Below are 25,664 nucleotides of genomic sequence, written 5' to 3' on the forward strand. Positions count from 1 at the left end.
CATAGGAATTATGTATGACGACACAAGCCCACTATATTGCAGGTGAGTGGCACCTAGGTGAAGGTCACGATATTGAATCAATTGATCCCGCTAAAAACACCATTATTTGGCAAGCAAAATCTGCTTCGCCGCAACAAATAGATGCGGCAGTAAAAGCTGCCCGAAACGCGTTTTTAAGCTGGAGTGATTTACCCCTTGAGGGCCGTCTGGAAATTGTTAAACGGTATGCAGAACTACTTACTGAAAACAAACAAGACTTAGCATTAACCATTGCTCAAGAAACGGGAAAACCGTTATGGGAAACGGCGACTGAGGTAGGTGCGATGGTTGGCAAAATTGCGATATCAGAACGAGCGTATCAAGATCGCACGGGTACAGTTGAAAATCCAATGCCTGTGGGCAAGGCGTTTATTCGCCACAAACCCCATGGTGTAGTAGCAGTTTTTGGTCCGTATAATTTCCCAGGCCACCTTCCTAATGGACATATAGTTCCTGCGCTCATTGCCGGTAATAGCATAGTATTCAAACCTAGTGATCTGACCCCTTTGGTGGCTCAGAAAATGGTGAAACTCTGGCAGCAAGCGGGTTTACCTGCAGGGGTTTTGAATTTAGTACAAGGCGAAGTAGAAACCGGTAAAGCTTTAGCAAGCCATGCTGATATTGATGGCCTGTTTTTCACAGGAAGTTCGCGTACTGGCAAAATTTTACATGAACAATTTGCAGGTCATCCGGGTAAAATATTAGCCTTGGAGATGGGTGGTAATAACCCCCTTATCGTAAAAGATGCAAAAGACATTAACGCTGTAGTCCACGACATTGTTCAATCGGCATTTGTCACGTCTGGACAACGTTGTACCTGCGCCCGTCGGTTGTTTATTCAAAACGGTGAACAGGGCGACGCAATTCTAGCCAAGCTAATTGAGGTTACCAAAAACATCAAAGTTGACCATTATGATGCCGAAATACAGCCATTTATGGGCGCAATGATTTCTGCTAATGCGGCCGCTGGAATGGTTAAAGCACAGCAACAATTAGTTGATTTAGGTGCAACTGAATTAGTCAAACTAAAGCATATGGATACAGCAACAGGCTTCGTCACACCGGGGATTCTCGATGTTACTTCTATGTTTGATGAGATGCCTGATGAAGAACATTTCGGACCTCTTTTGAAAGTAATTCGATATGACGATTTTGACCAAGCAATTGCGTCAGCAAATAACACCAAATTCGGATTAAGTGCAGGTTTTATCGGCGACAGTGAAGCGGACTATCAGCACTTTTTCAAACGCATACGTGCAGGTATTGTAAATTGGAATAGACCGATTACCGGTGCAAGCAGTGCCGCGCCATTTGGCGGAATTGGGGAAAGCGGTAATCACCGTGCTAGCGCATATTATGCCGCTGACTATTGTGCCTTCCCTGTGGCTTCTGTGGAATTGGAGCAGGTAACTCTGCCTGGAACCTTAAGTCCTGGCTTAAGCATATAAGTTATTTAACCGCCTGTAATCATTATGCGTTGCAGGCCCTTTTACCAAATCGAGATAGGCTGCAGCTATGCACACTGATATTGACACTTTGTTTGCAAATCTTTGGCAGGATTACATAAACATTACCCCTTCTGCACAAAAAGTTCATAAATTGCTAGGGCAATACAATGGACAATCTGAGCTAGTAAACGACCATGTCGCGTTTCGCACCTTTGATATAGACTCTGTCAATTTAGATAAACTTGCGGCGCATTTTTTGGCCTTAGGTTATGTGGAAAAAGGCCAATATGACTTTGTGCAAAAGAAACTCAAAGCAAAACATTTTGAACATCCACAAAGCACCAAACCCAAAGTATTTATTAGCGAATTATTGGTGAACGAGTTCGAAAAGCCCATACAAGACATCATTCATAAGATGGTGAGCCAAGTAGCAGAAGAAGCGACTAGCCAAGAAAACTTTTTGTATTCAGGTCCCCATTGGCAAATATCCAGTGACGAATATGAAACCCTTTTGGAGGTTTCTGAATATGCAGCTTGGATGGCTGCGTGGGGATATCGCGCCAACCATTTCACCGTTTCAGTCAATCATCTTCAAGATTTAGACTTATTGACCGATGTAAATGACCTATTAAAACAAGCGGGTTTTATACTCAATACATCAGGTGGCGAAATCAAAGGTGGCCCAGAGGTTTACCTAGCGCAGTCTTCCACAATGGCTGATCATATTGAGGTGAATTTTTCAGATACCAGCAAGGTCATTCCAAGCTGTTTTTATGAATTTGCCCAACGATACGAATTGCCTAACGGTGAACTTTATCAAGGTTTTGTGGCAGCTTCGGCTGATAAGATCTTCGAAAGTACTAACGCCAAAAAATCTTAAACCAAATCTTTATTAGGATAGGTGGTAAGTAAGCGTTAACAAACCTTTTCAACCAAAGCAAACAACTGTTGATAACGCATAGATTGACAAAGGCCAAAACCGTTTAGGTTTCTGGCCTTTATTTTTGTCAAATATGGGTTGCTAAGGCCCGCCAAAAATCGTGTAAATAAAACCCTTGAGACGGATTCATCAAATTTCGCCGTATAACTAGCGGATAATTCTGCGAATATCTTTTCGAGTCGCCCTTGATCAGGCGCAGCAGAATCAATAATTTCGGGTAAGTTAATTCCACCCGATAAACACACACTACAATGTCCACATGCTTGGGTTAAACTATTGTCGTCAAAATAACGGGCTAATGTCTGACTTAAACACTGCTTATTTTGGAAAAACCCCACCAAATCATCAATCCGTTGAATTTCCGCCGATTCTCTTTGTTTAAAATAGACAAATAATGACTCGGTTAAATCAGGGTCCGCTAGCTTAGTCTCATCGACTTTGAAAACATCGGTATGTCGCTGACTTTGTAATTCAATGAGGTCTTGCCCATGTAAATAATCCAACGCGCTAACCAAACGGTTACGGGGATGCGGATAGGCGCTTTTCAGTTCCGCTTGATCTAGCGTTGCCCATACTTTTTTCATCGGACTGGCAGCAAATACAGCCTCTAAAAATTGACGTCGTTCGCCATCAAAGCGGGCAAGTATTTTCGAAATATCTTCAATAAACCGAAAACGGATCTCCGAAAAATAGCCAAACAGAGGAGTAATCACTTTCCTCAACTCCAATTGCACTAACAAGGTCTTTAATGGTAGTTGGCGAACATTGGTGTCGTTGGATAAAGGAATTAATTGGGTTTCCCACCTAATATCGCCAGCGGAAGAAAGCGCACAGAGATCTTTTATATTTTGAATAACCTTAGCAATACTGTTGAGTTCAGGAGTATCTGCATAAACGAAGTTTTCAAGGCGAGTCAGGTTATTCAAATTAGCTAACGTAATACATTCTGATGTTAGGCCGTCCCTACCAGCTCGCCCAATTTCTTGACTATATGCTTCTATCGATTTGGGTAACTCATAATGAATTACAAATCGTATATTAGATTTGTCGACTCCCATACCGAATGCAATAGTTGCGACCACTATATCAATTTGATCAGCCATAAATTGCTGCTGAGTAGATTGTCGTTGCTGGTCTTTTAAGCCAGCATGATATGGCACTGCATTGTGTCCTTGCTGACGTAAAACTAAAGCTAACTCTTCAGCCTCTTTTTGCAAAGTAACATAGACGATACCGGCTCCGCTGAGCTTAGCTAGTTGCTCCATTAACATGGCTGTTTTTTGCTCTTCAGGAGCGTGCAGAACCTTGAGGTTCAGGTTTGCACGATAGAATCCAGTTTGTACAATATGTTGCGCCTGAATAGCAAACTTGTTTGCCATGTCATGTTTAACATTTGCGGTGGCCGTGGCGGTAAGCAGTAAAACCTGAGGAATATTCAAGGCTTTTTGGTAATCCGGCAACTTTAAATAATCCGGACGAAAATTGTGTCCCCATTCGGAAATACAATGCGCTTCATCTACAACAAGTAATGACACATCCACCGACTCAATAAATTGTCTAAATCGTTCGTTTTTGAAACGCTCTACCGACACCATTAATATTTTCAAAGCACCACTGCGAGCATCTTGCATCACTTGTTGGTTTTGCGCATAACTTAAGGTTGAGTCGACTTTGGCGGCTGCAATATTTCGCGCCAATAAAAAGTCTAGCTGGTCTTGCATTAGGGCAAGTAAAGGAGACACCACCAAAGTTAAATTCGGTAGTTGTAATGCACTAAACTGATAGCACAAGGACTTACCTGATCCGGTGGGGAATATGGCCAAGCAAGAGTGGTTATTTAAAATGGTCTCGATTACCGGAAGTTGTCCGTTCCTAAAATCATCAAAACCAAAGTGTTGTTTAAGAGACGAGACTAATTCCTGTTTCAATTGAGACTTCCTAGTTGATTAAATATTCTTTTCATTGCCCGATGGTATAAACCTCTAGCGACTGAATATCGTCTAAATTGATAGTAGGATCTGGTATGAGAATATGCAATTTGTGGCCAAAAATCTGTACCTAAGCCGAATAATTAAGCGCAGTCAAAGCTTGATTAAACGATCCAGCCTTTGACAATGGCTTTACCCGAAAACCAAATTAAAAAGATTGAAACTATGAGTATCATAATTGGCATAACTGCAGCGCCAGGCCCGTAAACGTCTAATGCATTCGAGATAAAAAACGAGTGTCCCATTTGTGCCAATACACCCACAAATGACATCCAGAAAATAACTCGCGCAAACGACTTTTTAAGTAATAAGGTTACACAGCCTAACGTTCCACCAAACACCGCAAAGGCAAACGCTAACAATACCCAAAATGGCTGTTCCAAATGCAACCTTTGCTCTGCTGGCGGCATTAAATTTATTTGCTCAGGGCTTAATGTTACCTGTTGAATAAAGGCCATCACACCTAACAGATTCCAAGCTAACAAAACCCCTACAACAATCCAAAACCATTTTGGTGGTGGATTCATTTGTGGTGCTTGCACTGCTTTCTCCTTTCACGCTATGAGTTACCTTCTGTGTCTTGCTCGTCTGATGCAAGGTCAGCTGAAGTTCCTTCAAATTCTACCTCAACGCTATCGACCCTCTGTAAACCGCGAGGGAGTTTGTTGCCCCTTCGACCTCTTTCGCCTTGATAGTGAACGAGGTCAGCGGCGCTAAGCGTCATACCACGTTTACCTGCGATAATTTTCACACTAGCACCGTCTGGCACTACTGTCAGAACAGTGACATATTCCTCTCTGGTTTTTGCTTTTGCGGACGGAATATTGATTATTTTATTGCCCTTACCTTTACCAAGACTTGGTAAATCACGCAATGGAAACATTAACATTCGACCTTCATTCGATATCGCCATACACCAATCAGTTTCAATATTAGAAACCGTTTGCGGCTTAATCACTTTTGCTCCAACCGGTAACGAGATATAGGCTTTACCTGCTTTGTTCTTGCTAACCATGTCGGCGAACTTACCTACAAAACCATAACCGGCATCGGACGAAATTAGATATCGTTGATCATCTGAGGCCATAATTACATGCTGAAACGTCTCACCACCGACGACACTGAAGCGCCCAGTTAACGGCTCTCCCTGACTTCGCGCAGAAGGTAATGTATGTGCATCACAAGCAAAGGTTCGCCCGGAACTATCGAGGAAAACGGCCTGTTGATTACTTCGACCTTTGGCACTGGCAAGATATACGTCTCCGGCTTTATAACTTAATCCTTCGACGTCCACATCATGGCCTTTTGCACAACGTGCCCATCCTTTGTCGGATAACACTACGGTTACGGCTTCAGAAGGAACTAATTCTTTGTCGGATAAGGCTTTAGCTTCTTCGCGCAAAACCAGTGGGGAACGTCTATCGTCACCATACTTTTCTGCATCCGATAGAATTTCTTTCTTGATTAACGTTTTTAGACGTCGATCTGAACCTAACAATAATTGTAGTTCATCTCGTTCTTTTGCAAGCTCTTCTTGCTCAGATTTAATTTTAAACTCTTCAAGTTTGGCCAAATGGCGCAACTTAAGTTCTAAAATTGCTTCAGCTTGTTTGTCAGATAGATTGAAGGTTTTGATAAGCTGCTGTTTTGGCTCTTCTTCATAACGAATAATGCGAATTACTTCATCAATATTCAAAAATGCTATCAGCAAACCTTCTAAAATATGTAGCCTAGCGAGCACTTTATCCAAACGATACTGTAATCGTCTGACCACAGTGTCTTTTCGGAAAACCAGCCATTCACTTAAAATGGTACGTAGGTCTTTAACTTTTGGGCGTCCATCCAAGCCAATCATATTGATATTGACTCGATAGTTCTTTTCAAGATCCGTAGTGGCAAACAAGTGCTGCATTAACTGTTCAACATCTACGCGATTAGAACGGGGTGTAATCACCAATCGAGTAGGATTTTCGTGATCTGACTCATCCCTTAAATCACTCACCATTGGCAACTTTTTCGCTTGCATTTGATGCGCTATTTGTTCGAGAATTTTTCCGCCAGATGCTTGATGAGGCAATGCTGTAATTACGATATCACCACTTTCATCATGGTAAACAGCGCGCATTTTTATTGAGCCTCGTCCTGTTTCATAAAGCTTAGAAATATCTTCTCTAGGCGTAATGATTTCCGCTTCGGTTGGATAATCAGGACCTTGAATATGTTCCATTATATCTTGCAGTTCGGCTTTACTATTATCAAGTAACAGCGCACAGGCATTGGCCACTTCTCGCACATTATGCGGTGGGATGTCAGTGGCCATGCCCACAGCGATACCGGTAACGCCATTCAGTAAAATATGAGGAAGACGAGCGGGCAATACCTTAGGCTCATCCATAGTGCCATCAAAATTCGGTTGCCAATCAACTGTGCCTTGACCAAGCTCACTGAGCAATACTTCACTGAATTTAGATAAACGCGACTCGGTATAACGCATCGCAGCAAAAGATTTTGGGTCATCTGGTGCCCCCCAATTTCCTTGCCCATCAACCAAGGGATAACGATAAGAAAAAGGCTGAGCCATTAACACCATGGCTTCGTAACATGCGGAATCACCATGGGGATGAAACTTACCTAACACGTCACCTACGGTTCTGGCAGATTTTTTATATTTAGCTGAGGCACTCAACCCCAATTCAGACATCGCGTAAACAATTCGTCGTTGCACCGGCTTGAGACCATCACCAATGTGAGGCAAAGCACGATCCATGATCACGTACATCGAATAATTTAAATATGCATCTTCGGTAAAACGACTCAGTGCGAGCTGCTCTGAACCATCTTTGTTGATAATTGTATCTTCACTCATAGTATATTTGTGCAGGCCATTTTCAATGCGACAAGAATAAACTGGCTATTCTTCGTCGTTATTATTATTGTTTTTTTAGCGCCCTTTTCGGGCAACGCTGTCAATGAATAACACTTTAGCTGTTATCGTTTTCACAAGATTCGCCAAACTGTTTACTTCTGATAGGTTACCTTATAAATCGCGTTAGCGAAATCATCCGATATTAACATGCTACCATCTGGCAAAACCAAGAAAGCAACAGGACGACCCCAAACCGTATCATCTGGGTTTAAAAACCCTTCAATAAAGGTCTCATAGGTACCAATTTCATTACCATTAAAATTGGCTCTCATTACTTTATAACCGGACTTTTTAGTTCTATTCCAAGAACCGTGTTCAGCGACAAATAGTGACTTATTGTATTCCGCTGGAAATTGCCCACCTTGATAAAAATGCACACCCAAAGGAGCTACATGAGCGCCGAGTTTAAGTTCTGGCTTTGTGTAATCGTCTGGGTTTTTGCCGGCTCCAAACTCTGGGTCATTGATATCTCCAGCATGAATGTAAGGATAACCAAAGTGCTGATCATCTGCGCTTACTCGGTTGATTTCACATGGTGGAAGATCATCGCCCATCCAATCTCGTCCATTGTCACTAAACCACAATTCCTTGCTGTCAGGTTGCCAATCGAAGCCCACTGTGTTTCTGACGCCCTTAGCAACCCATTTCATTTCACCGCTGGCTAAATCAAACTTGAGAATACTAGCGAATCTAGGGTCGTCGAACTTACCGTCCCCTTCCGTTTGACATATATTGCATGGCGCTCCGACAGGCACATACAACCAACCATCAGGGCCAAAATCAATATACTTCCAACCGTGATGGGTTTCTGTAGGCAAGCCACTAATTACCACTTCCCCTTTTGGTGAATTGGCATAGACTTCATCGATATTTTCGAACTTGAGTACTTCGCTAACAGCCGCAACGTACAAATCGCCATCTTTATAGGCAATACCGCTAGGCATAGTTAAATTTTCTGCAACCACGACAACTTTATCTGCAGTACCATCTTTATCGGTATCCACTACAGCATGCACTTTACCTTCTGCGCGACTCCCAACATAAACGATGCCAGTTTTGCCTAATGCCATTTGGCGAGCATTACTCACGTCTTCTGCATACACTTCAATTTTGAAACCATCAGGCAGAGTAAGTTTTTCCAACGGCAAAGAGTATCCCCACGTTGAATACAAAACTGCACAAAATAATGTCAATCCGCGGTTTATATTTTTCATCTGAAAATCCTTAAATGGTGTAATGCAATTAATCATTTTAACTATACGCGTTTTTGTCCGTCTTTAGTCCATATTTTCTGAGTGTTGCGATGAAATAGAAGATAAACTAGGCATTCTGCATCCACTGGAGTGAAATTGTTTAATCTGGTTACTAAACTATTACGCCAATTCGTCAGTTAGTTGCCAAACTGAACATTTTAGAATTGAAAAACCTGATGCCAAAGGGTTTAATGATATTTACGCTTTTCAATCACTTGGAAGAAATGACTCATCATGCATCTGCTAAAAAGCTTAGTTTTGGGACTATTTCTAATTACCATTGGACTACCAGCCTTTGCGCAGTCAACTTTGCAGTTAATAAACAATGAAGAAACCACCCATCTATCAGATAAAGTTAAAGTACTAGCAGAAACAGATATCCAACTAAGCATAGATGACGTACGTCAGCGCAGAAACGAATTTATATGGCACTCTTCATCTAATCCTAATTACGGCATTCATACTGGCGGTCTATGGTTACGCACCAGCTTAAATCGTGTTAGTGACATACAAGAGTGGGTGATTGATATTGGTTTTGCGCACATGGACCGAGCGGATTTCTATTTATTTGCAGGTGACGAACTCATTGCTTCAAATAAACAGGGGAAATTATCCAGCGCCCAATTTAGTCGCTTTCCTGCTTTTAAAGTCAATCTGCCACTAGCGACTCCAGTCGATCTCTATGTCCGAATCGAATCCAAAAGCATGCAAGTTATTGCCCCATTGGACATTCAACCATACGAAAAATATATGCGAATGGTGTTTTGGGATAACTTGATTTGGGGCCTATTTTATGGCGGTTTATTAATTTTAGCCTTATACAACTTAATCTTATATTTAATCAATAGAGAGCTAAGCTTATTAGCCTTTGTTGGTTATATTCTGGCTGTGATTACTTGGCAGTTTGTTTGGGGTGGGCACTCAATTTTATTGTTTCCTTATGAAGCAACATTGTGGCTAACCAGCCATATGGATTTAATATTCGTGCTGGTCGGGATAGCATCAGGCATCTTCACTTACATGTTTTTAGAGGCCAAACGAACGGCATTCAAAACAGCTCCTTTTATCAAAACCAATATTGGCGTGCTGGTCACCATGGGGTTCTGCTCCTTAATTAGTTTGTTCCCTGCTGCTTGGCAAAATGCCATTGTATATCTGGTAACGTTTTTTGCTATCGCCAGTTTTTTAGTCGCGGGGATAGAAAGTTATTCGAATAAATTTAATCCAGCGCGATACTTCATAGCAGCTTGGTTAGTACTCATTGTAAGCGCACTGGTCAGTATGACCAGCTTAACCGGCTTTTTGCCTACCAATATGTTCACCACTTACTGTCTGCATGTTGGTTTGTTTATCCAAGCTGGGTTATTTTCAATTGCGATGATGGATAAAAGTCATAATCAATTGGAACGCGAGATTCAACAAGCTACTAATGATTTACGCAATAACATGGAGTTCATAGAAGAACAAAATGCCCGTCTAGATATCGCCAGAAAAGATGCGATTAACGCCAGCACCATAAAATCTCAGTTTCTCGCTAATATGAGCCATGAAATTCGCACCCCATTGAATGCGATTCTAGGGTTCAGCAAAGAACTGATTCACACACCGTTACCCGTTGATAAACAAGAGCATGTGAGGATTATTAATTCTGCTGCCGATACCTTGTTGAATATTGTCAACGACGTATTAGATGTATCGAAAATAGAAGCGGGTAAATTGCAATTACATAATCAACCCTTCTGTCCAAATGATGTCTTAGAAGAGATGGTTAGCGTAATGGCCAGATCTGCACATAATAAGAAGTTGGAATTCATTTATGAGTTAACCCCCTTGCCTGAGCAACTCGAGGGAGATGCACAGCGAATCAAACAGATTTTAACCAACTTGTTAGGCAATGCATTAAAGTTTACTCCCAGTGGTCATATTAGCCTTCTAGTGACCGGTAAGTTATTACCTAACAACATGTACGAGCTAAATTTTAATGTCGAAGACACCGGCATAGGTATTAGCCAAGACGATCGCAAAAAGCTATTTAACGCATTTTCGCAAATTGAAGACTCCACCAGCCGAACGTATCAAGGCACAGGTTTAGGATTGGTGATCTGTCAACAGTTAGTGCATTTGATGGGCGGCAAAATCACGCTAACCAGTGATCCCGGAAAAGGCAGTTGTTTTCGCGTCACTATTAGTACCAAAATATTGGACAAATCAGAGCAGTTTGCTCGCAACATTGGCTGGGCGGAGAAAAAAGTATTGCTTTTAGATACCGATGCGCTCACTACAAACTCAGCGTCTAAGATGTTAGAAAATACCGGAGCAAAAGTCACGCTAGCCCACAGTATCAAAGAGTTTGTCACTACAAAACAAGATTATGACAGTCTGTTCGTCTGCCTTCCAGAAAGCTACTTAACCACGCATGTAGACATTTTGACTCAATTGACGAATGTTAGAATTTCCAATCTTATAATTCTCTATTCGGGCGACGGTATTTCTTTCGATGAGTCTCATCAGGTAACCAAACCCACACAACTTCGTCTCCCTTTAACCCTGAATAAACTGGCCAGTTTGACGCAAACGCCGATCGAGTCACACCATAATCAGATACAGCAAAACTTACTTGAATTACCAAAAGTCAAAATACTTGCGGTTGATGATATGGAAATGAATCTGCGTTTATTAAGCACCTGGTTAAACCCCTCACACCTAGAATTAAGCCTTGCCTACAGTGGTGAAGAGGCCGTTAATTTATGTAATCAGGAAGATTTCGATATTATTTTAATGGATGTGCAAATGCCAATTATGGATGGATTGCAGGCGTCTCGCTTAATTCGTAAAAGCCAGTTGAATTTAGGCACTCCGATCATAGCGGTTACCGCACATGCTCTCAAAGAAGAACAAGACAGATTACTGGCCTCAGGTATGGACGATTACCTGCCTAAGCCCCTTGATTTAGAAGATTTGATTGTATTGATAAAACGCTGGTGTAATACCTCTAGTTCAGCAACTGAATGTTCTTCCGTCGATTGGTCTATGGCACTAAAAATTGCAAACCAAGACGAGGCTGCCGCAAAAGATATGCTAAGTGCATTTGTTGCAGAGTTACCTGACTTAATTACACAAATAGAAGATGCTTGGAAGATAACCGATAAACAAACCCTAAAGCAGCTTGTTCACAAACTACATGGTGCATGTTTATATACCGGTGTCCCGATGCTGTTGGATTTGTGTGATGAATTAGAAACGGCCATAAAACTAGATGAATTTAGTATTGTGAAATTGCGACTTCCGTCGTTAATCCAAGAGGCAAAGAATGTCATAACCGACAGTGAAGCGTTCGCATAAAAGAAGTGTTAGTCAGGAAAAGTGCTATTGACACTAGACAGGCAATCTCTTAATAAAACAACAAAGTCTTCACTGCTGCGGTCCAGTTCTCCCACTGAAATAAACACATCAAAACCTAAGCCAGCTCTCAATTTGGTCATTCGATTGGCTAACATTGCTGGTATGCCTTTAATGATTTTACCTTCGGGAGTTTTGAACGTATCGTTTTCAATTAATGTATTACTATAACAACCGCCTCCAACGCACTGGTTATTTTGCAGTAGCAAAGGCCGTTGTTCTAGCAGTAAATTAGTTGCTAAACGAGGGGAAATGGAGCTCAGAAGTGGCTCATATTGTTTAATCTTAATCCCCACCATTCCTAAGTTTATTTGTTCTAAACCATGGCTAACTTTTGGTACATCGATACGCTGAATGTTTGACCATTCTAATGACCATTTACCATGTCGATGATGGTACAAAATATGGGTTTTAGTGAGCTCAATACTGTGCACTGGCTCACGAACTTTAAACCAACCGATGAGCATAGTGACGATGGAGGCACTTAGCGCAAAAACGCCGACTAAATAAAGCGAATGCGGCAGAAAAGCCAATAACATAATCGCCACAAACAAGGCGACTAAACCAATTAAAAAAGTGGTTAAACCATTTCGTTTTGCCACTCCTTTTATTTTAATACTGTGCAGCTCACTCTCGAAAGGTGCCTCGATGTCAGTAATATCTCGTTTAGTTTTTTCACTGCCAGACATAAAAATACACTACCATCATAATTACACCCCATAGGATAATCAGCCTTAACCGTTGGCAGAAAACACAATCTGTATGAAACAATCGTTTAATTGTTTTAAGCATAGTTCATTGCCATCACATCCGGTAACTTCAGCACCAATACCGCAGTTTAGACGAATTAAAAGCAGCAATAAACAAGTTATAGCTATGCGCTTTAAGATACTCAGCCTTAACTGTAAGTCCTGCATCTAAAACGAGCAGTTGAATCCACTGGTTGTACTAGGTAGCCATAGCGGCAGTTTCTAGCGCAAATTTTCTTCCTCTGCGAATAGCTAAACGAGCGGCTACTATGGGAGTATAAATTAATGAGAGTATTACCGAAAAACCGACACCTCCGGCCAACACAACAGCAAGCGGCGGCCAAAAGCTCCCTTCACTAAAAATTAATAATGGGATAAAGCCACCCACTGTTGTAAAGGTGGTGGAAAGGATATGGCGACTACAGCTCATGGTCTCTTTTACAATAGCGTCAATATCGCCGAGTTTCGCTGCAGGATTAGCATTGATAGAGGCTATAACTACAATTGAACCATTTATTGCCACCCCAATTAGCCCAGCACTGCCGAGCAACGGGTTAAAGCCAATGGGTAAACCTGATAACCATAAACTGAACATTCCTAACCCCACGGATAGAACTGCCACAGAGGCGATTAAGGCTGCAAGTTTGACACTTCTAAAGGTTAAAATAAGGGTGGTTATCATCAGCACCAACAATACTGGCGCATAAGCGGCTAAGAGTCCTAAAGCTTCTTGCTGCTCATCAGCATCCCCAGCCAATTTGATTCGATAGCCCTTGGGTAATTCAAATCCTGACTCAGCCAGTTTGACTTGTAACAACTTACTCGCGTCAACAGCAGTGGCATTAGGCATCAAATACCCTTCGATGATATTAACTCTTTCGCCATTTTTTCTGGTAATTCCAGCAATCGTAGAGGTGAACTTGAATTCCCCTAGCGCTGACACGGGTACCCACCGTTGTTGATTTGTTAATGTGTTAGTTAATAACGGAATAGCATTTAAACTATCAATATTATTGCGTTGCGATTCTGGCAGTCTAATTCGAATCGGTATTTCTTCGGTACCTTCTAAAATCGAACCTCCAACTTGGCCATCCAATGAAGCTTGAAGCTGGCTGGCAATATCATTTAACGATAATCCGGCTAAAGCCGACTCATTGCGGGTTACATCTAAGATAAACTCAGGTTCGCCAAGGGTGATAGTGGCAATACTATTGGTGATCCCCGGTATTTGTGACATAACCAATCGCACCTGCTGGCCCAATTCTTCGATAACAGCTAAATCTGGACCGTATATTTCAACTCCAATAGGCGCGGAAATGGGCGGTCCTTGGCCAAACGCTTTGACTACAACCCTTGCCTGAGGAAACTCCTCATCTAAACTCAGTTGCAATTCAGAAATCAGCGCGGCTGCTGATGAAACCGAATCAGTAGTCACGACCGCTTGCGCAAAGTGAGCTGTATTATCTCGTTTCATCACCTGATTGTAATAAATTGAAGGTGTAGATGCGCCTACTAACCAAGTAACTTGATTCACACCTTGGTGTGAACGAATATGCTCATCCATCTGTTTAGCGACAGTTTCTGTAGTGTTTAACGAGCTACCTTCAGGTAACCACATTTGGATTTCAAATTGATCTCGATCTGCACTGGGGAAAAAGACATTCCCTAACTGCCCAGCTAAAATAAATCCTGAAATAGGTAATGCAGTGGTTAACAATAGCCAAAGAATAGGGCGTTTAATCGCTTTACTAATAGTATTTTTATACCAATCAGTAAGCTCTTTGAATTGAATCCCGCCTTGATACCAAGCCTGCGGCCGCATTTCGGAATCTGGTCTAGGTAAAAAACGAGCTGCCAATGACGCAATAACAGTGAGTGAGATAATCAACGAACCGATTAATGCCATCACGACGCTAATCGCAATAGAGCTTATGAAATCACCAATATTGCCGGGTAGCAAAAAGATTGGCATAAAGCCTAAAATTGTGGTCAATGTGGAGGCTAAAAGCGGACTAAACAGGTGCTGAACACTTTTCACCAATGCATCTAATCGGGAATTCTGCCGATCTAATAAATTTGCCCGAATTTCGTCGGTAATTACAATGGCGTTATCTATCAATAAACCAATAGCGATAATAATGCCAAATATCGACATTTGATGAATTTGTTCATTGAAAAAGTTTAGCGAAAAAAGTGTAAAAGCGGCACTAAGAGGTAAGGAGATGCCGACAATCCAAGCAGAGCGAAAGCCCATGAACAGAAACACCACAACCATCACTACCAAACACCCCATCAACAGGTTTTGAGTGAGATCTAACAGCCTAGATTCAGTATATTGATTCTGTTCATAAATAATATCCGCTGCAACGCTACCTTGATACAGTGAATTAAAATCTTCGAGGGCTTCTTTACTGCTTTTTGTCCAGTTATCTACGCGCACAGTAGATTGCATTCGCGCCGCAACAAAGACTTTTTGCTGGCCGTTAACCAAGGCAATATCATTGGGAGGATCTTGCCATCCTCGGTATACTTTGGCGACATCCTGCACCCGCAAAAACTGTCCATTCGCTGATACTGACAATGGAATATTACGAATCACATCTAAGCTTGCCAATTCTTGCGCAACTTGAATACGAATATTTTGACTATTGGTTCGCACAACCCCAGCAGGCAACTTCGGATCTGCGTTTGCAATGAGTTGACTGACTTGTGGAACCGTTAATCCCACACCAGACAATTTATGAGGATCAACTTCAACGACAATTTCTTCGTCTAACTCACCGTATATCCTAACAAGCTCGGTTCCAGGCACGTTTCTGAGTCGGTCGGCAACTTCATCGCTCATACGACTCAAGATTGACATCGGCGTTTGATAACCTTCAGGCGACCCCAACGCAACTAGCAACGTAAAGGATGTTGCGCCGCGCTTTTCATCTAGCTCCGGTTCCCCCGCTCCAGCAGGAAATAGCTGACTGGCATCGGCTATACTGTCGCGAATTTTTGAAAATATCTGTTCATTATTACTGTTATCTACCCATGCCTGAAGTTCAATACTGATAACTGAAATACCGGCTCGAGAGGTGGAATTAATTTCTTTAATTTCGAATAGCTGACGCAGCTCATCTTCAAGCACATCACTCACTAAGGCTTCTACCCGCTCGGCAGATGCGCCAGGATAAGGGGTAATAACCAACACGTTTCGTGTATCAATACGAGGATCTTCAAGTCGTGGCAACGAGGTAATAGCGGAAATTCCAGCCACTAATAAAATAATGATAGTGAGTGCTAATAAGTGACCATTACTAAAAAACTGGGTGTACCAAGGTCTAATAATATTGTTAGGCGAATTATGTCCCATAATTACAGCTTACCTTGATGAGAAGCCAATTCGCGCTCTTCACTGGCAGATGTTTGCGCTTCAACAGCATTCACAATTTGCCCGGGAACGAGCCGATGCGCACCACTTACAACCATCCAATCATTCGCACTCAGGGGGCCACGCACATAGCTGTGTGTCTGACCAGCAAATAACACTTCAACAGAACGAGAAGTAACCGTTTGTTGCCCTTTACCTTGTACAGTAAACAATGTCCATAAGCCGCGAATACCGCTACTGAGCGCTTGTTTAGGCACCCAGACTCCAGATTCATCAACTTGCTTACTATAGGTCAATGCAATTAAATCCCCCGGCAACAAAGGATGTTGATTAGGTTCGATGGAAAAAATAACATCTATCGTGCGGGTATCCATTTGTCTGGTTTTAGCGATAGATTTAATGACCCCAGACAAATTGATGCCATTAGCAATTAACCTGTGTTTTTGGCCGACCGTTAATCCGAATGCTTGATCACTGGATAACGCGATTCGCGCATCATAAGCTGAAGATTGTTGTACCACCACCACTGGCTGACCGGCACTGACCACTGTTGAAGGGTCAATGGGTCTGGATACGATAGTGCCCTCAAAAGATGCCTTTAATTCGGACTTTTCAAGTTCCACCAACAACGTATTAATCCGTGCTTGAGTTTGTTCAACCAGCGCCTTGGCCACTTGCGTGCTTTCATCAACTTCATTCAACCGTTGGGTAGACTCTAAATTCCTACTCACCAGTTCAGTCACCCGTTGTTGTGACTGTTTGGCTAAGCGCAAATCTGACTTAGCAGATTGCAACGCCGCTTCTAGCTCTTTCATAGACGCATCAAGTCGCTTGGTATCGAGCTTAGCAATCAGTTGCCCAGCAACAATGTGATCACCTTCATCCACCCAAATTTGCTGCACTTTTCCGGCTAGTTCAAACCCTAAATTTGATAGGTTTGCAGATTCCAACCGGCCATAAGCTAATTGCTGTTGTTGATAGTTATCTTGGGGTGAAAGTTTAACCACTTCCACCTGATGTATTTTTGCTTCTGAGGGCGGTGCAGTAACCTGCCCAGAACCTGCAGCGATCATTAATCCCACCACAGCCATGAGTGGCAATATAATTGCGATGGGAATTAGTAATGATTTAAACGATGGTTTATTCACTGATCAAGCCTACTTAAGATTGTTATTTTGTCTAACACGGTTTTGTATTACTATAGAGATTAATATATAAATACTAGACCGTCCAGTTTAGTAATTAACTTTTAATTTAAACAAGAGTAAAAAAGTGTCGCAATCGAAATCCGAAGTAAAGTCTAATTGTATGAAAGTACAGACAAAAGTTGGCAGACCTAAAAGCGAAGAGAAGCGCGTTAATATTCTCTTGGCGGCAAGCGATTTATTTCTAAGTCAGGGATTTTCTTCTACGTCAATGGACCAAGTGGCTAAAAAAGCGGAAGTGTCTAAGCAAACGGTCTACTCTCATTTCAGCAATAAAGATGCATTGTTCACATCGGTTATTGCATACAAATGCGCCCAATATCAATTGGGCGAAGAACATATGCGGGATGTTGAGCAGGATCCCACTGAAGCGTTACTAACCTATGGCAACCAGATAATTAACTTGTTACAAGATGAGCAGTCTATCGCCATGCATAGAGTAGTAATCGGTGAGATCACTACCAATCCTCGTGTAGCAGAACTGTTTTATATCGCAGGTCCACAGCACGGAATCGAAATTTTACGCGAATTTTTTCAACAAAATGTACACCTAAAATTAGACAAAGCTAACGCTGAATATTGGGCCTACACATTTTTTAATATGCTAAAAGGTGATTTTTACTTATCCAGCTTGTTGGGTTTACCCTTTACTAAGTCAGAAGCTAAGCAAACTGAATTAGTGACGCGAACGGTTACCCATATCATTCAGATGATCAGAGCTGAAAACTAATTATTCGCATAAGCCCAGCACTCTAACTCTAACATCGATCCCATGGCTAACCCATCAGCTCCAAAAGCGCTGCGGGATGGCAATTTTTTAGGATTAAAATAAGTCACATAAACTTTGTTGAAGTCACTCCATTTTTCGATATCTTCAATCATTACTGTACATTTAAACACATCATCCATAGTCAAACCGATCCCCTTCAATGTGGCATCAATGTTTTTCATTACTTGGTGAGATTGGTCAGTGATATTGTCAGCCAGTTTACCATTTTCGTCATTCGCAATTTGACCGGACAAATATACGATATTATCAACTTGGGTAGCTTGAGAAAAAGGCATATTTTCATTTGCTGAAGGGTAATACTTAACCTCAGCAAAACTATTAAAAAGAGTGCACGATAGTAAACTTAATATCCCGATTTTAGTCACTTTAAACATATCTAAGTTTTCCTTTTCACGATTTTTTAGTTGTATTGTTGAGGATTATTAAGCAATCCGAAACTTTGACATGCTAAGCTGTGATAGATACAAACAGCCTGATATTTGCATATATCCGTTTGCCTAAGAGCTGCTTTTTTGTTGGTTTTAACGAAGCTCACCATCGAGTCTCCCACAACCCAAAAATCGGTTCAAGAAAGATAAATCTAAATACGCTAGATTACGTATTTAATTAGATTAACTGGCTAAGCTGCCTTTCCGTCTGATTGCCTTGGGTGGGCGTTTTGCTGAATGTAAAAGTAAGTTATTTTCAGGGTTAATCAGTATTTGAGACTAAAATAGTTTGGTGGCACTGTGCTATGCCACACTTAACTAAGTTAACATTTAGGTTAAAAGTGGTACTTTAATGACAATTAATATCCGTATCTACATTGCGTTCTTTTTCGCCAGTATTTGTTTACTGCCTTTGGCACAAGCTCAAGAATTCCCATTGTGGCAACAGTCAAAGACTACAACTAAAATTGATGCCCGATACAGGCAAACCGTCGCAACTGGAAACGAGCTGACGATCAATCCTATTGAATTCACTTCGCTGATAAACAATCAAACATCTGAATTTGAACTCTCGGTCCCCACTCCCGAGGGTGATTACCTTATCTTCAAATTACAGCAAGTTCGAGTAATGGCCGAACCTCTGGCAGAGAAATTCCCATTGGTCCGCTCGTTTACTGGCTACAACGTCAATAATCCACAAGATAAGGGCCGATTTGATCTTTCTCCGGACGGATTATCGGCAATGTTTAAAATCGATACACAATGGGCAATTCTGACGTTTGATAAACTAGGTAACACTCTAGATTATGTTAGTTACTGGGTGAAAGATGAAATCACCCCTGAACAGCAAAAGTCGCAACTGGCTCAGCAACAAGATTACTTAACCCTACCAGCAACCATCAAAACTGTGTCAAAAAAAGCGACATCTTTAGACCCAGATGCTGCTCGGGCGAATGGAAACGCTATCACAACTTATCGAATAGCGATTAGTACCAGCGGAGAATATACCGCGGCAAATGGAGGCGAAGCTGGCACCATTGCCGAATTAGCAAAACTCATCAATCGGATTAATCAAATTCTATTAACTGACTTGGCAATCCAATTTGAGCTTGTGGCGAACAATGACAGAATTATCTATACCGATAGCAGTACCGACCCCTTCGTAAATGATGCAAGTGATGATTTAGAAGCCAATCAAATCGTTATCGATGATCTGATTGGCCCAGACAACTACGATATTGGTCATGTATTGAATACCGACTCAGGTGGCTTGGCAACTATCCAAAGTATTTGTATTGAGGACTTTAAAGCCCGAGGACAAACTGGTAGCAACAGACCCTTTGGCGAGAGCTTTTATACTCAATTAGTCATTCATGAATTTGGCCACCAGTTAGGTGCAGAACATACGTTTAACGCATCCAACGCCGCTGGCTGCAGTGAAGACCAACGCTCCAGAAATGCTGCCGTCGAACCTGGCAGCGGTTCGACTATAATGTCATATGCAGGTCTATGCTCTAGCCAAAATATACAAAACGATTCTGACGATTATTTTCACAGTTTTTCGGTGGAACAAATTCAATCACTGTTAAGTCGTAGAAATTGTGGTTCGACAGAAACCAATGGCAATGTGATTCCGATTATCAGTAGCTCTGAAATCAATCACAGCATACCAGCAAATACCCCTTTCGTTTTGACCGCTCAAGCCACCGACAGCGATAATGATTTGTTGACATATAGTTGGGATCAAGTGAATCCAGGCGGTTTTGACGGTGCCACTGAATCAGTGCAAGAAATGTCTGAAGACAATGGATTTAACCCATTATTTCGTTCCTACCCACCTTCTGACGCATCGAGTCGCTATTTTCCACAAATTAGTCAAGTGCTGAATGACTCAATTGGCTTTGGCGAAGCCTACCCCACCACCGAGCGCGCACTCACATTTGAGCTTTTAGTTCGAGATGGAAATGGCGGCGTGATTACGCAATTTGCGAATATCAATGTAGAGCCTACTGATACTCCTTTTTCGGTGACAACACCTATTGCCGACGCCCGTTGGATTGGCGGGCAAAGCCACCTAGTTGATTGGCAGGTTGCCGGCACAAATAGCGCTCCAATTTCATGTTCCGCAGTGGATATATTGCTTGATGCTGATGGCGATAACGTTTTCGAGTCGACTTTATTGGCCAATACAGCAAACGATGGTCAACAAAATGTCACCTCTCCTAGCACCAGTACAAGCAGCGCCCGCATAAAAGTAAGGTGTTCTGATAATGTGTTTTACGCGGTGAATCCTGGCAGTTTTGAAATAGTGCCCGGCAGTGATCCTGTCGCTCCTTTGATTACAGGACAAATCGAGCGAACCGAATTAGAAGATACAAGTTTTGTGATTAGCTTTGCTGACTTGTTAGTTGATGATCCGGATTCAAGCTATCCATCCAACTTCAGTTTGGATGTGTCACCAGGGGCAAACTACGTAGCAAACGAAACTAGCGTCTCACCAAACCCTGACTTTTCAGGAAGTTTAATCGTCAATATTTCGGTTAATGATGGTGTTAGTGATAGCAATGTTTTCCCATTTACGGTGCAAATAGAAGCCGTCAATGACGCCCCTGTAGCGGTGAATGACAGTATCACAATTGACCAAGATTCAGGGACGATTAACATTGATGTATTAAGTAACGACACAGATGCGGATCAAGATTCGTTAATTATTTCTGAAGTCACTTATGTAGGCTCAGGACGGGTCAGTATCAATAATGGGCAAGTCAGTTATACTCCTGCCAATGGTTATTTTGGTAGTGACAGTATTATTTATCGAATTGAAGATCCTAGCTTTGCCACTGATTCTGCAACCATTAGTATTACCGTTAACCAAGAAGTGCTTACACCCACGCCACTGCCAACACCGGATGATAGCTCTGGCGGTGGTAGTTTCGGTTGGTTGCTAATGTTACTAGCGGCTGCAAGGTTGAGAGGGCGCCGCTGCGCGTGTTGTGCCAAATGAGTAATCTAAAAATGAGCGCTGCGGCATTGCTAATGATTAGCACATCTGGCTGCATAACTGAAAAGGTCAGTAGTGTGACAAAGTCGCCAATTATCGAATCTGACACCCAAACGGAGTCACTCGCTACGTTAACTTCAACACAACAAGCAGTAATTGATGGCGACGCAGCAGTTGCTCAGCAAAACTTCAAATTATTGGCCTTTACTAACAAAGTTATTAGCTTCCCAGGGGTAGATATGAACCTCTATCCTCTGGAGGTTTTGCAACAGCAGTGTGGAATTAAGTACCTCTCTGGTAGCGGTGACACTTTAGCAATAGGTGAAAGTACCGAAACTAGGAAAGCCCTTAAAAACTATGCCACAACCTACAATTTGATTGTCTTGAAAGGCTGCCAATCATTTCATAAAAATAATCAGAAATAAGATTATCCGACAGCAATTTTTTGATAGACTCTCGAGCCAGCAACAGGATAAGCGCTATTCTCAACCTAATCATTTTTCCTGTCATTAAACATAAGGGTATGCGATGAATTTTGAAGGTCAGCACATTCTTTCAGTCAATCAATTCGACCGTGATTCTATTCAGGCGATATTCGATGTAGCTGATAAGATGACACCCTACGCGCTTCGCCAAAAACGCACAAAAGTGTTGGACGGAGCTATTTTGGGAAACTTATTTTTTGAAGCGAGCACGCGAACCCGTGTTAGCTTTGGTACGGCATTCAATCTACTCGGTGGTGAGGTGCGTGAAACCACCGGTATGAGCAGTTCGGCGCTAGCCAAAGGTGAATCGTTGTTCGACACAGCCAGAGTATTAAGCGGGTATTCCGATATTATTACCATGCGTCACCCGCAATCAGGTTCAGTATCTGAATTTGCTGAAGGCAGCCGCGTGCCGGTGATTAATGGCGGTGATGGCGCGAATGAACATCCCACTCAAGCACTGTTAGATTTATATACTATTAGCAAAGAACAGCAATATCATGGTGGGCAAATTGACGGTATTCATATCGCTATGATTGGTGATTTAAAATATGGTCGAACTGTGCATTCGTTATCTAAGCTATTGAGTTTATTTAATAACGTACGTTTCACACTTATTTCACCTAAAGAGTTGGCGATGCCAGAGTCAATATTGGATGTGATTCGCAGCGCAGGCCACAAGGTTAAAATAACCGATCAACTCGAAGGCAGTGTGGATGCCGACATTTGTTATCAAACTCGCATTCAAGAAGAGCGTTTTGAAACACAAGCAGAAGCAAATAAATATCGCGGAAAATTTCGTTTAAACCAAACCATTTATACTAAACACTTCCAATCTAAAACAGTCATAATGCACCCACTCCCAAGAGACTCACGAGCCGACGCGAATGAGTTGGACAATGACCTTAATTTACACCCCAATTTGGCCATTTTCAGACAAGCAGATAACGGCGTATTAGTTAGAATGGCGCTTTTTGCACTGACCCTTGGGGTAGAAAAGTTAGTTTCAAAATACGATCGTGACGTTCATTGGTATAGTTCAAAGAGATAATAAATTACATGCAAAAATCACAACAATTGTTCGAGCAAGCACAAAAACATATCCCTGGTGGCGTCAATTCCCCAGTCAGAGCATTTAAAGCCGTTGGTGGCACTCCACCATTCATCGTTAAAGCCGATGGTCCTTATATTTACGATGCTGATGGCAAGCAATATATCGATTATGTGCAATCTTGGGGTCCAATGGTGCTAGGTCACAACAACCCTAAAATTCGTCAAGCAGTTATTAATGCAGCTGAAAATGGCCTTAGTTTTGGAGCGCCCACAGAATCTGAAGTGACCATGGCTGAATTGGTTAATAAACTAGTTCCGTCAATGGAAATGCTACGAATGGTCAACTCAGGCACAGAAGCAACCATGAGTGCTATTCGTTTAGCCCGAGGCGTAACTGGCAAAAATAAAATTCTTAAATTTGAAGGTTGTTATCACGGACACGCAGACTCGCTGTTAGTGAAAGCCGGCTCTGGTGCACTGACAATGGGTGTTCCAAGCTCTCCAGGTGTACCTGCGGATGTGGCAAAACATACCTTGACCATGGAATTTAACAATATTGATAGTGTGAAACAGGCGTTTGCTGAATTTGGTGATGATATTGCTTGTATTATTGTTGAACCAGTTGCGGGCAATATGAACTGTATCCCGCCCGTTGATGGATTTTTACAGGGTCTGAGAGACATTTGTGACCAATATCAAAGTGTTTTGATTTTTGATGAAGTTATGACCGGTTTCAGAGTCAGCCGTGGTGGTGCACAAGAGCTATATTCTATTGTTCCTGACTTGACCTGTTTAGGCAAGGTTATCGGTGGTGGCATGCCTGTAGGGGCATTTGGTGGTAAAGCTGAAATTATGCAACAAATCGCACCGACAGGCCCTGTCTATCAGGCAGGTACTTTATCCGGCAATCCTATTGCCATGGCAGCCGGGTTAGCATCACTAACACAAATTCAAGAGGCTGGTCTATACGACCGACTGAGCCTAGCAACCAAAACCTTAGCGGAAGGCATAAAATCTATAGCTTTAGAGCATGGGGTTCCGATGACCGTTAATTATGCTGGCAGCATGTTTGGTATTTTCTTTACCGACATAGATAAGGTAACCAATTATAAACAAGCAATTAATTGTGATACTGAGATGTTCAATCGCTTTTTTCATGGCATGCTATCAAGAGGGGTTTATTTGGCTCCGGCATCTTATGAGGCAGGTTTCGTTTCGGCAATGCATGATATGGATATCGTAGAAAAAACCTTACAAATTACCAAAGAAGTATTCGCTGAGTTAACAGCCTAATAGGTTTAAAAGTGATGCTGTGTTAGGTTGATTACGTTATTCATAAAAATAAGAAAAAGACGCAAAAATGTTGGAACAAATTTTACAACCTGTGCCGCTAGTTTTACTGGTTATTATTGTCATCATGGCAGTGGCATTGTTGCGTCTAAATCGAATCTTAAAACAACGAAACCTCGTTAACCTTTCGAATCAAACCGACGCGCAAATGGAAACGCAGGTGCAAAGTACCTTGCGCGCCAATGAAGCGGATCAGCGGTTTTTATCAAAAGCTGATGAAGCACTTCGCCTAACTCAAACCTTTCAAAAGTTTGTACCTCGACAATTTGTTGAACATTTTGCTAAACATGGTTCGGATACCTTAGAGCTTGGTCGAGCAGATGAAGATGAAGTAGCCATTTTGTTTTCAGATATTCGCGGTTTTACCGGTCTATCAGAAAAGATGACCCCACAAGAATTGATGAAATTTCTTAATTCCTATTTCTTGCGGATGAATGATCCTATTCATCAAAATGGTGGCTTTATTGATAAATTTATTGGCGATGCGATCATGGCATTATTTGACCATCCCAATGGTAGTAATCAAGATAAAGCAATAGATGCGCTTAATGCAGCTTTAGATTTGCGTTATGCGTTAAACGTGTATAACCAGCACCGAAGCAACAGTGGTTATCCACCTATCAACATAGGTGTAGGTATTCATTTCGGGCCCGTGATTATTGGCACAGTCGGCTCAGACGATCGAATGGATACGACTGTGATTGGTGACAGTGTGAATATCGCCTACCGTTTGGAATCACTGGCACCGAAATTGGGTGCCGATATCATAGTCAGCTCACAGTTACTTGCAACTGCAGATGCCAAAGCGAAGTTTACCTACAGGCTGCTTGATTGGGTTCGAGTCAAGGGACGTAAAAATCCTGTAGAAGTGTATGAAATACTCAATCACCTTCCTGAACAAAGTGTGACATTAAAATTGAAAACCGCGCCCTGGATCGAAAAAGGGGTTAATTATCGCAAGTCTCAACAATGGAACAAAGCATTAAGTTGTTTCGAAAAAGCACGTTTGTTAAATCCGAATGACCACTTGGTCGCCCATCACATAGAACAGTGTCACGCCCTAAAAAACACCCTAGTCCCCGCAAATTGGGACGGTGCAGCAGAACTCTAACGCCGACAAATTTCCCCGTAGCATGGCCTTTAGGCCATGGAAAAATCCAAACAGCTACGAGGCCGTAGCATGGTTAGGCCATGGAAAACCCAAACAACCACGAGGCCATGGGAAACTCCAAGC

Annotated in this window: 17 protein-coding genes; 9 read left to right on the top strand and 8 right to left on the bottom strand. The window is 42.0% G+C overall.

The annotated features are described in order from the left end of the window. Window positions 1-14: 14 nt before the first annotated feature. A complete protein-coding gene (gene astD, locus KO530_RS12775; protein ID WP_216048831.1) occupies window positions 15-1,487 on the top strand; it encodes a succinylglutamate-semialdehyde dehydrogenase in 1,473 nt (490 codons plus the stop codon). A gap of 67 nt (window positions 1,488-1,554) precedes the next feature. After that, a complete protein-coding gene (locus KO530_RS12780) occupies window positions 1,555-2,367 on the top strand; it encodes a DUF1338 domain-containing protein (RefSeq protein ID WP_216048832.1) in 813 nt (270 codons plus the stop codon). Between the two features lie 35 nt (window positions 2,368-2,402). Here KO530_RS12780 and KO530_RS12785 read toward each other — a convergent pair whose 3' ends face one another. The 4 genes from KO530_RS12785 to KO530_RS12800 form a co-directional block, all read right to left on the bottom strand. Next, window positions 2,403-4,355: a RecQ family ATP-dependent DNA helicase gene (locus KO530_RS12785; RefSeq protein ID WP_216048833.1), complete on the bottom strand. Its 1,953-nt coding sequence runs from the start codon at window positions 4,353-4,355 to the stop codon at window positions 2,403-2,405. A 164-nt stretch (window positions 4,356-4,519) separates the two neighbouring features. Continuing rightward, window positions 4,520-4,957: a hypothetical protein gene (locus tag KO530_RS12790; RefSeq protein WP_216048834.1), complete on the bottom strand. Its 438-nt coding sequence runs from the start codon at window positions 4,955-4,957 to the stop codon at window positions 4,520-4,522. A gap of 17 nt (window positions 4,958-4,974) precedes the next feature. Further along, complete coding sequence (parC, locus tag KO530_RS12795) at window positions 4,975-7,281, bottom strand: DNA topoisomerase IV subunit A (RefSeq protein WP_216048835.1); 2,307 nt, start codon at window positions 7,279-7,281, stop codon at window positions 4,975-4,977. Window positions 7,282-7,433: 152 nt separating this feature from the next. Next, a complete protein-coding gene (locus KO530_RS12800; protein ID WP_216048836.1) occupies window positions 7,434-8,555 on the bottom strand; it encodes a PQQ-dependent sugar dehydrogenase in 1,122 nt (373 codons plus the stop codon). Between the two features lie 273 nt (window positions 8,556-8,828). Between KO530_RS12800 and KO530_RS12805 the strand changes: the two genes are divergently transcribed. Beyond that, window positions 8,829-11,936 carry a hybrid sensor histidine kinase/response regulator gene (locus KO530_RS12805; protein WP_216048837.1) on the top strand — a complete coding sequence of 1,036 codons (3,108 nt, stop codon included), beginning with the start codon at window positions 8,829-8,831 and terminating at the stop codon, window positions 11,934-11,936. A gap of 8 nt (window positions 11,937-11,944) precedes the next feature. Here the strand turns inward: KO530_RS12805 and KO530_RS12810 are convergent, their stop codons facing one another. The 3 genes from KO530_RS12810 to KO530_RS12820 all read right to left on the bottom strand — a co-directional run bounded on the left by KO530_RS12810 (window position 11,945) and on the right by KO530_RS12820 (window position 17,266). Further along, entirely contained in the window at window positions 11,945-12,682 is a 738-nt protein-coding gene (locus tag KO530_RS12810; RefSeq protein WP_216048838.1) for a DUF2982 domain-containing protein, read from the bottom strand. Between the two features lie 259 nt (window positions 12,683-12,941). Next, on the bottom strand, window positions 12,942-16,100 hold the full coding sequence (locus KO530_RS12815; RefSeq protein ID WP_216048839.1) for an efflux RND transporter permease subunit: 3,159 nt from the start codon (window positions 16,098-16,100) through the stop codon (window positions 12,942-12,944). Between the two features lie 2 nt (window positions 16,101-16,102). Next, window positions 16,103-17,266, bottom strand: a complete 1,164-nt coding sequence (locus KO530_RS12820; RefSeq protein WP_216048840.1) for an efflux RND transporter periplasmic adaptor subunit — start codon at window positions 17,264-17,266, stop codon at window positions 16,103-16,105. A gap of 160 nt (window positions 17,267-17,426) precedes the next feature. Here KO530_RS12820 and KO530_RS12825 point away from each other — a divergent pair, with 160 nt between their 5' ends. Continuing rightward, the gene (locus KO530_RS12825; protein ID WP_216048841.1) at window positions 17,427-18,053 is read left to right on the top strand and encodes a TetR/AcrR family transcriptional regulator; all 627 of its coding nucleotides are present in this window, start codon (window positions 17,427-17,429) and stop codon (window positions 18,051-18,053) included. Here KO530_RS12825 and KO530_RS12830 read toward each other — a convergent pair. Continuing rightward, window positions 18,050-18,487 carry a RidA family protein gene (locus KO530_RS12830; RefSeq protein WP_216048842.1) on the bottom strand — a complete coding sequence of 146 codons (438 nt, stop codon included), beginning with the start codon at window positions 18,485-18,487 and terminating at the stop codon, window positions 18,050-18,052. The genes KO530_RS12825 and KO530_RS12830 overlap by 4 nt on opposite strands. A gap of 406 nt (window positions 18,488-18,893) precedes the next feature. Between KO530_RS12830 and KO530_RS12835 the strand changes: the two genes are divergently transcribed. The 5 genes from KO530_RS12835 to KO530_RS12855 all read left to right on the top strand — a co-directional run bounded on the left by KO530_RS12835 (window position 18,894) and on the right by KO530_RS12855 (window position 25,541). Continuing rightward, the gene (locus KO530_RS12835) at window positions 18,894-21,545 is read left to right on the top strand and encodes a reprolysin-like metallopeptidase (protein WP_216048843.1); all 2,652 of its coding nucleotides are present in this window, start codon (window positions 18,894-18,896) and stop codon (window positions 21,543-21,545) included. Continuing rightward, complete coding sequence (locus KO530_RS12840; RefSeq protein ID WP_216048844.1) at window positions 21,542-21,967, top strand: hypothetical protein; 426 nt, start codon at window positions 21,542-21,544, stop codon at window positions 21,965-21,967. Before KO530_RS12835 ends, KO530_RS12840 begins: the two co-directional genes overlap by 4 nt. Window positions 21,968-22,070: 103 nt before the next feature. Beyond that, window positions 22,071-23,078: an aspartate carbamoyltransferase gene (locus tag KO530_RS12845; RefSeq protein WP_216048845.1), complete on the top strand. Its 1,008-nt coding sequence runs from the start codon at window positions 22,071-22,073 to the stop codon at window positions 23,076-23,078. 8 nt (window positions 23,079-23,086) lie between these two features. Then, on the top strand, window positions 23,087-24,373 hold the full coding sequence (gene hemL, locus KO530_RS12850) for a glutamate-1-semialdehyde 2,1-aminomutase (protein WP_216048846.1): 1,287 nt from the start codon (window positions 23,087-23,089) through the stop codon (window positions 24,371-24,373). 67 nt (window positions 24,374-24,440) lie between these two features. After that, the gene (locus KO530_RS12855) at window positions 24,441-25,541 is read left to right on the top strand and encodes an adenylate/guanylate cyclase domain-containing protein (protein WP_216048847.1); all 1,101 of its coding nucleotides are present in this window, start codon (window positions 24,441-24,443) and stop codon (window positions 25,539-25,541) included. Window positions 25,542-25,664 lie beyond the last annotated feature (123 nt).

Source organism: Aliiglaciecola lipolytica (genome assembly GCF_018860635.1).
Taxonomy (GTDB): Bacteria; Pseudomonadota; Gammaproteobacteria; order Enterobacterales; family Alteromonadaceae; genus Aliiglaciecola; species Aliiglaciecola lipolytica_A.

What these genes read in the sequence shown, in the direction of transcription:
- KO530_RS12830 (WP_216048842.1), bottom strand. Translation starts at nt 18,487, where the DNA reads ATGTTTAAAGTGACTAAAATCGGGATATTAAGTTTACTATCGTGCACT.
- parC (WP_216048835.1), bottom strand. Translation starts at nt 7,281, where the DNA reads ATGAGTGAAGATACAATTATCAACAAAGATGGTTCAGAGCAGCTCGCA.
- KO530_RS12845 (WP_216048845.1), top strand. Translation starts at nt 22,071, where the DNA reads ATGAATTTTGAAGGTCAGCACATTCTTTCAGTCAATCAATTCGACCGT.
- KO530_RS12835 (WP_216048843.1), top strand. Translation starts at nt 18,894, where the DNA reads ATGACAATTAATATCCGTATCTACATTGCGTTCTTTTTCGCCAGTATT.
- KO530_RS12825 (WP_216048841.1), top strand. Translation starts at nt 17,427, where the DNA reads ATGAAAGTACAGACAAAAGTTGGCAGACCTAAAAGCGAAGAGAAGCGC.
- KO530_RS12805 (WP_216048837.1), top strand. Translation starts at nt 8,829, where the DNA reads ATGCATCTGCTAAAAAGCTTAGTTTTGGGACTATTTCTAATTACCATT.
- KO530_RS12855 (WP_216048847.1), top strand. Translation starts at nt 24,441, where the DNA reads ATGTTGGAACAAATTTTACAACCTGTGCCGCTAGTTTTACTGGTTATT.
- KO530_RS12815 (WP_216048839.1), bottom strand. Translation starts at nt 16,100, where the DNA reads ATGGGACATAATTCGCCTAACAATATTATTAGACCTTGGTACACCCAG.
- hemL (WP_216048846.1), top strand. Translation starts at nt 23,087, where the DNA reads ATGCAAAAATCACAACAATTGTTCGAGCAAGCACAAAAACATATCCCT.
- KO530_RS12780 (WP_216048832.1), top strand. Translation starts at nt 1,555, where the DNA reads ATGCACACTGATATTGACACTTTGTTTGCAAATCTTTGGCAGGATTAC.
- KO530_RS12800 (WP_216048836.1), bottom strand. Translation starts at nt 8,555, where the DNA reads ATGAAAAATATAAACCGCGGATTGACATTATTTTGTGCAGTTTTGTAT.
- KO530_RS12840 (WP_216048844.1), top strand. Translation starts at nt 21,542, where the DNA reads ATGAGTAATCTAAAAATGAGCGCTGCGGCATTGCTAATGATTAGCACA.
- KO530_RS12810 (WP_216048838.1), bottom strand. Translation starts at nt 12,682, where the DNA reads ATGTCTGGCAGTGAAAAAACTAAACGAGATATTACTGACATCGAGGCA.
- astD (WP_216048831.1), top strand. Translation starts at nt 15, where the DNA reads ATGACGACACAAGCCCACTATATTGCAGGTGAGTGGCACCTAGGTGAA.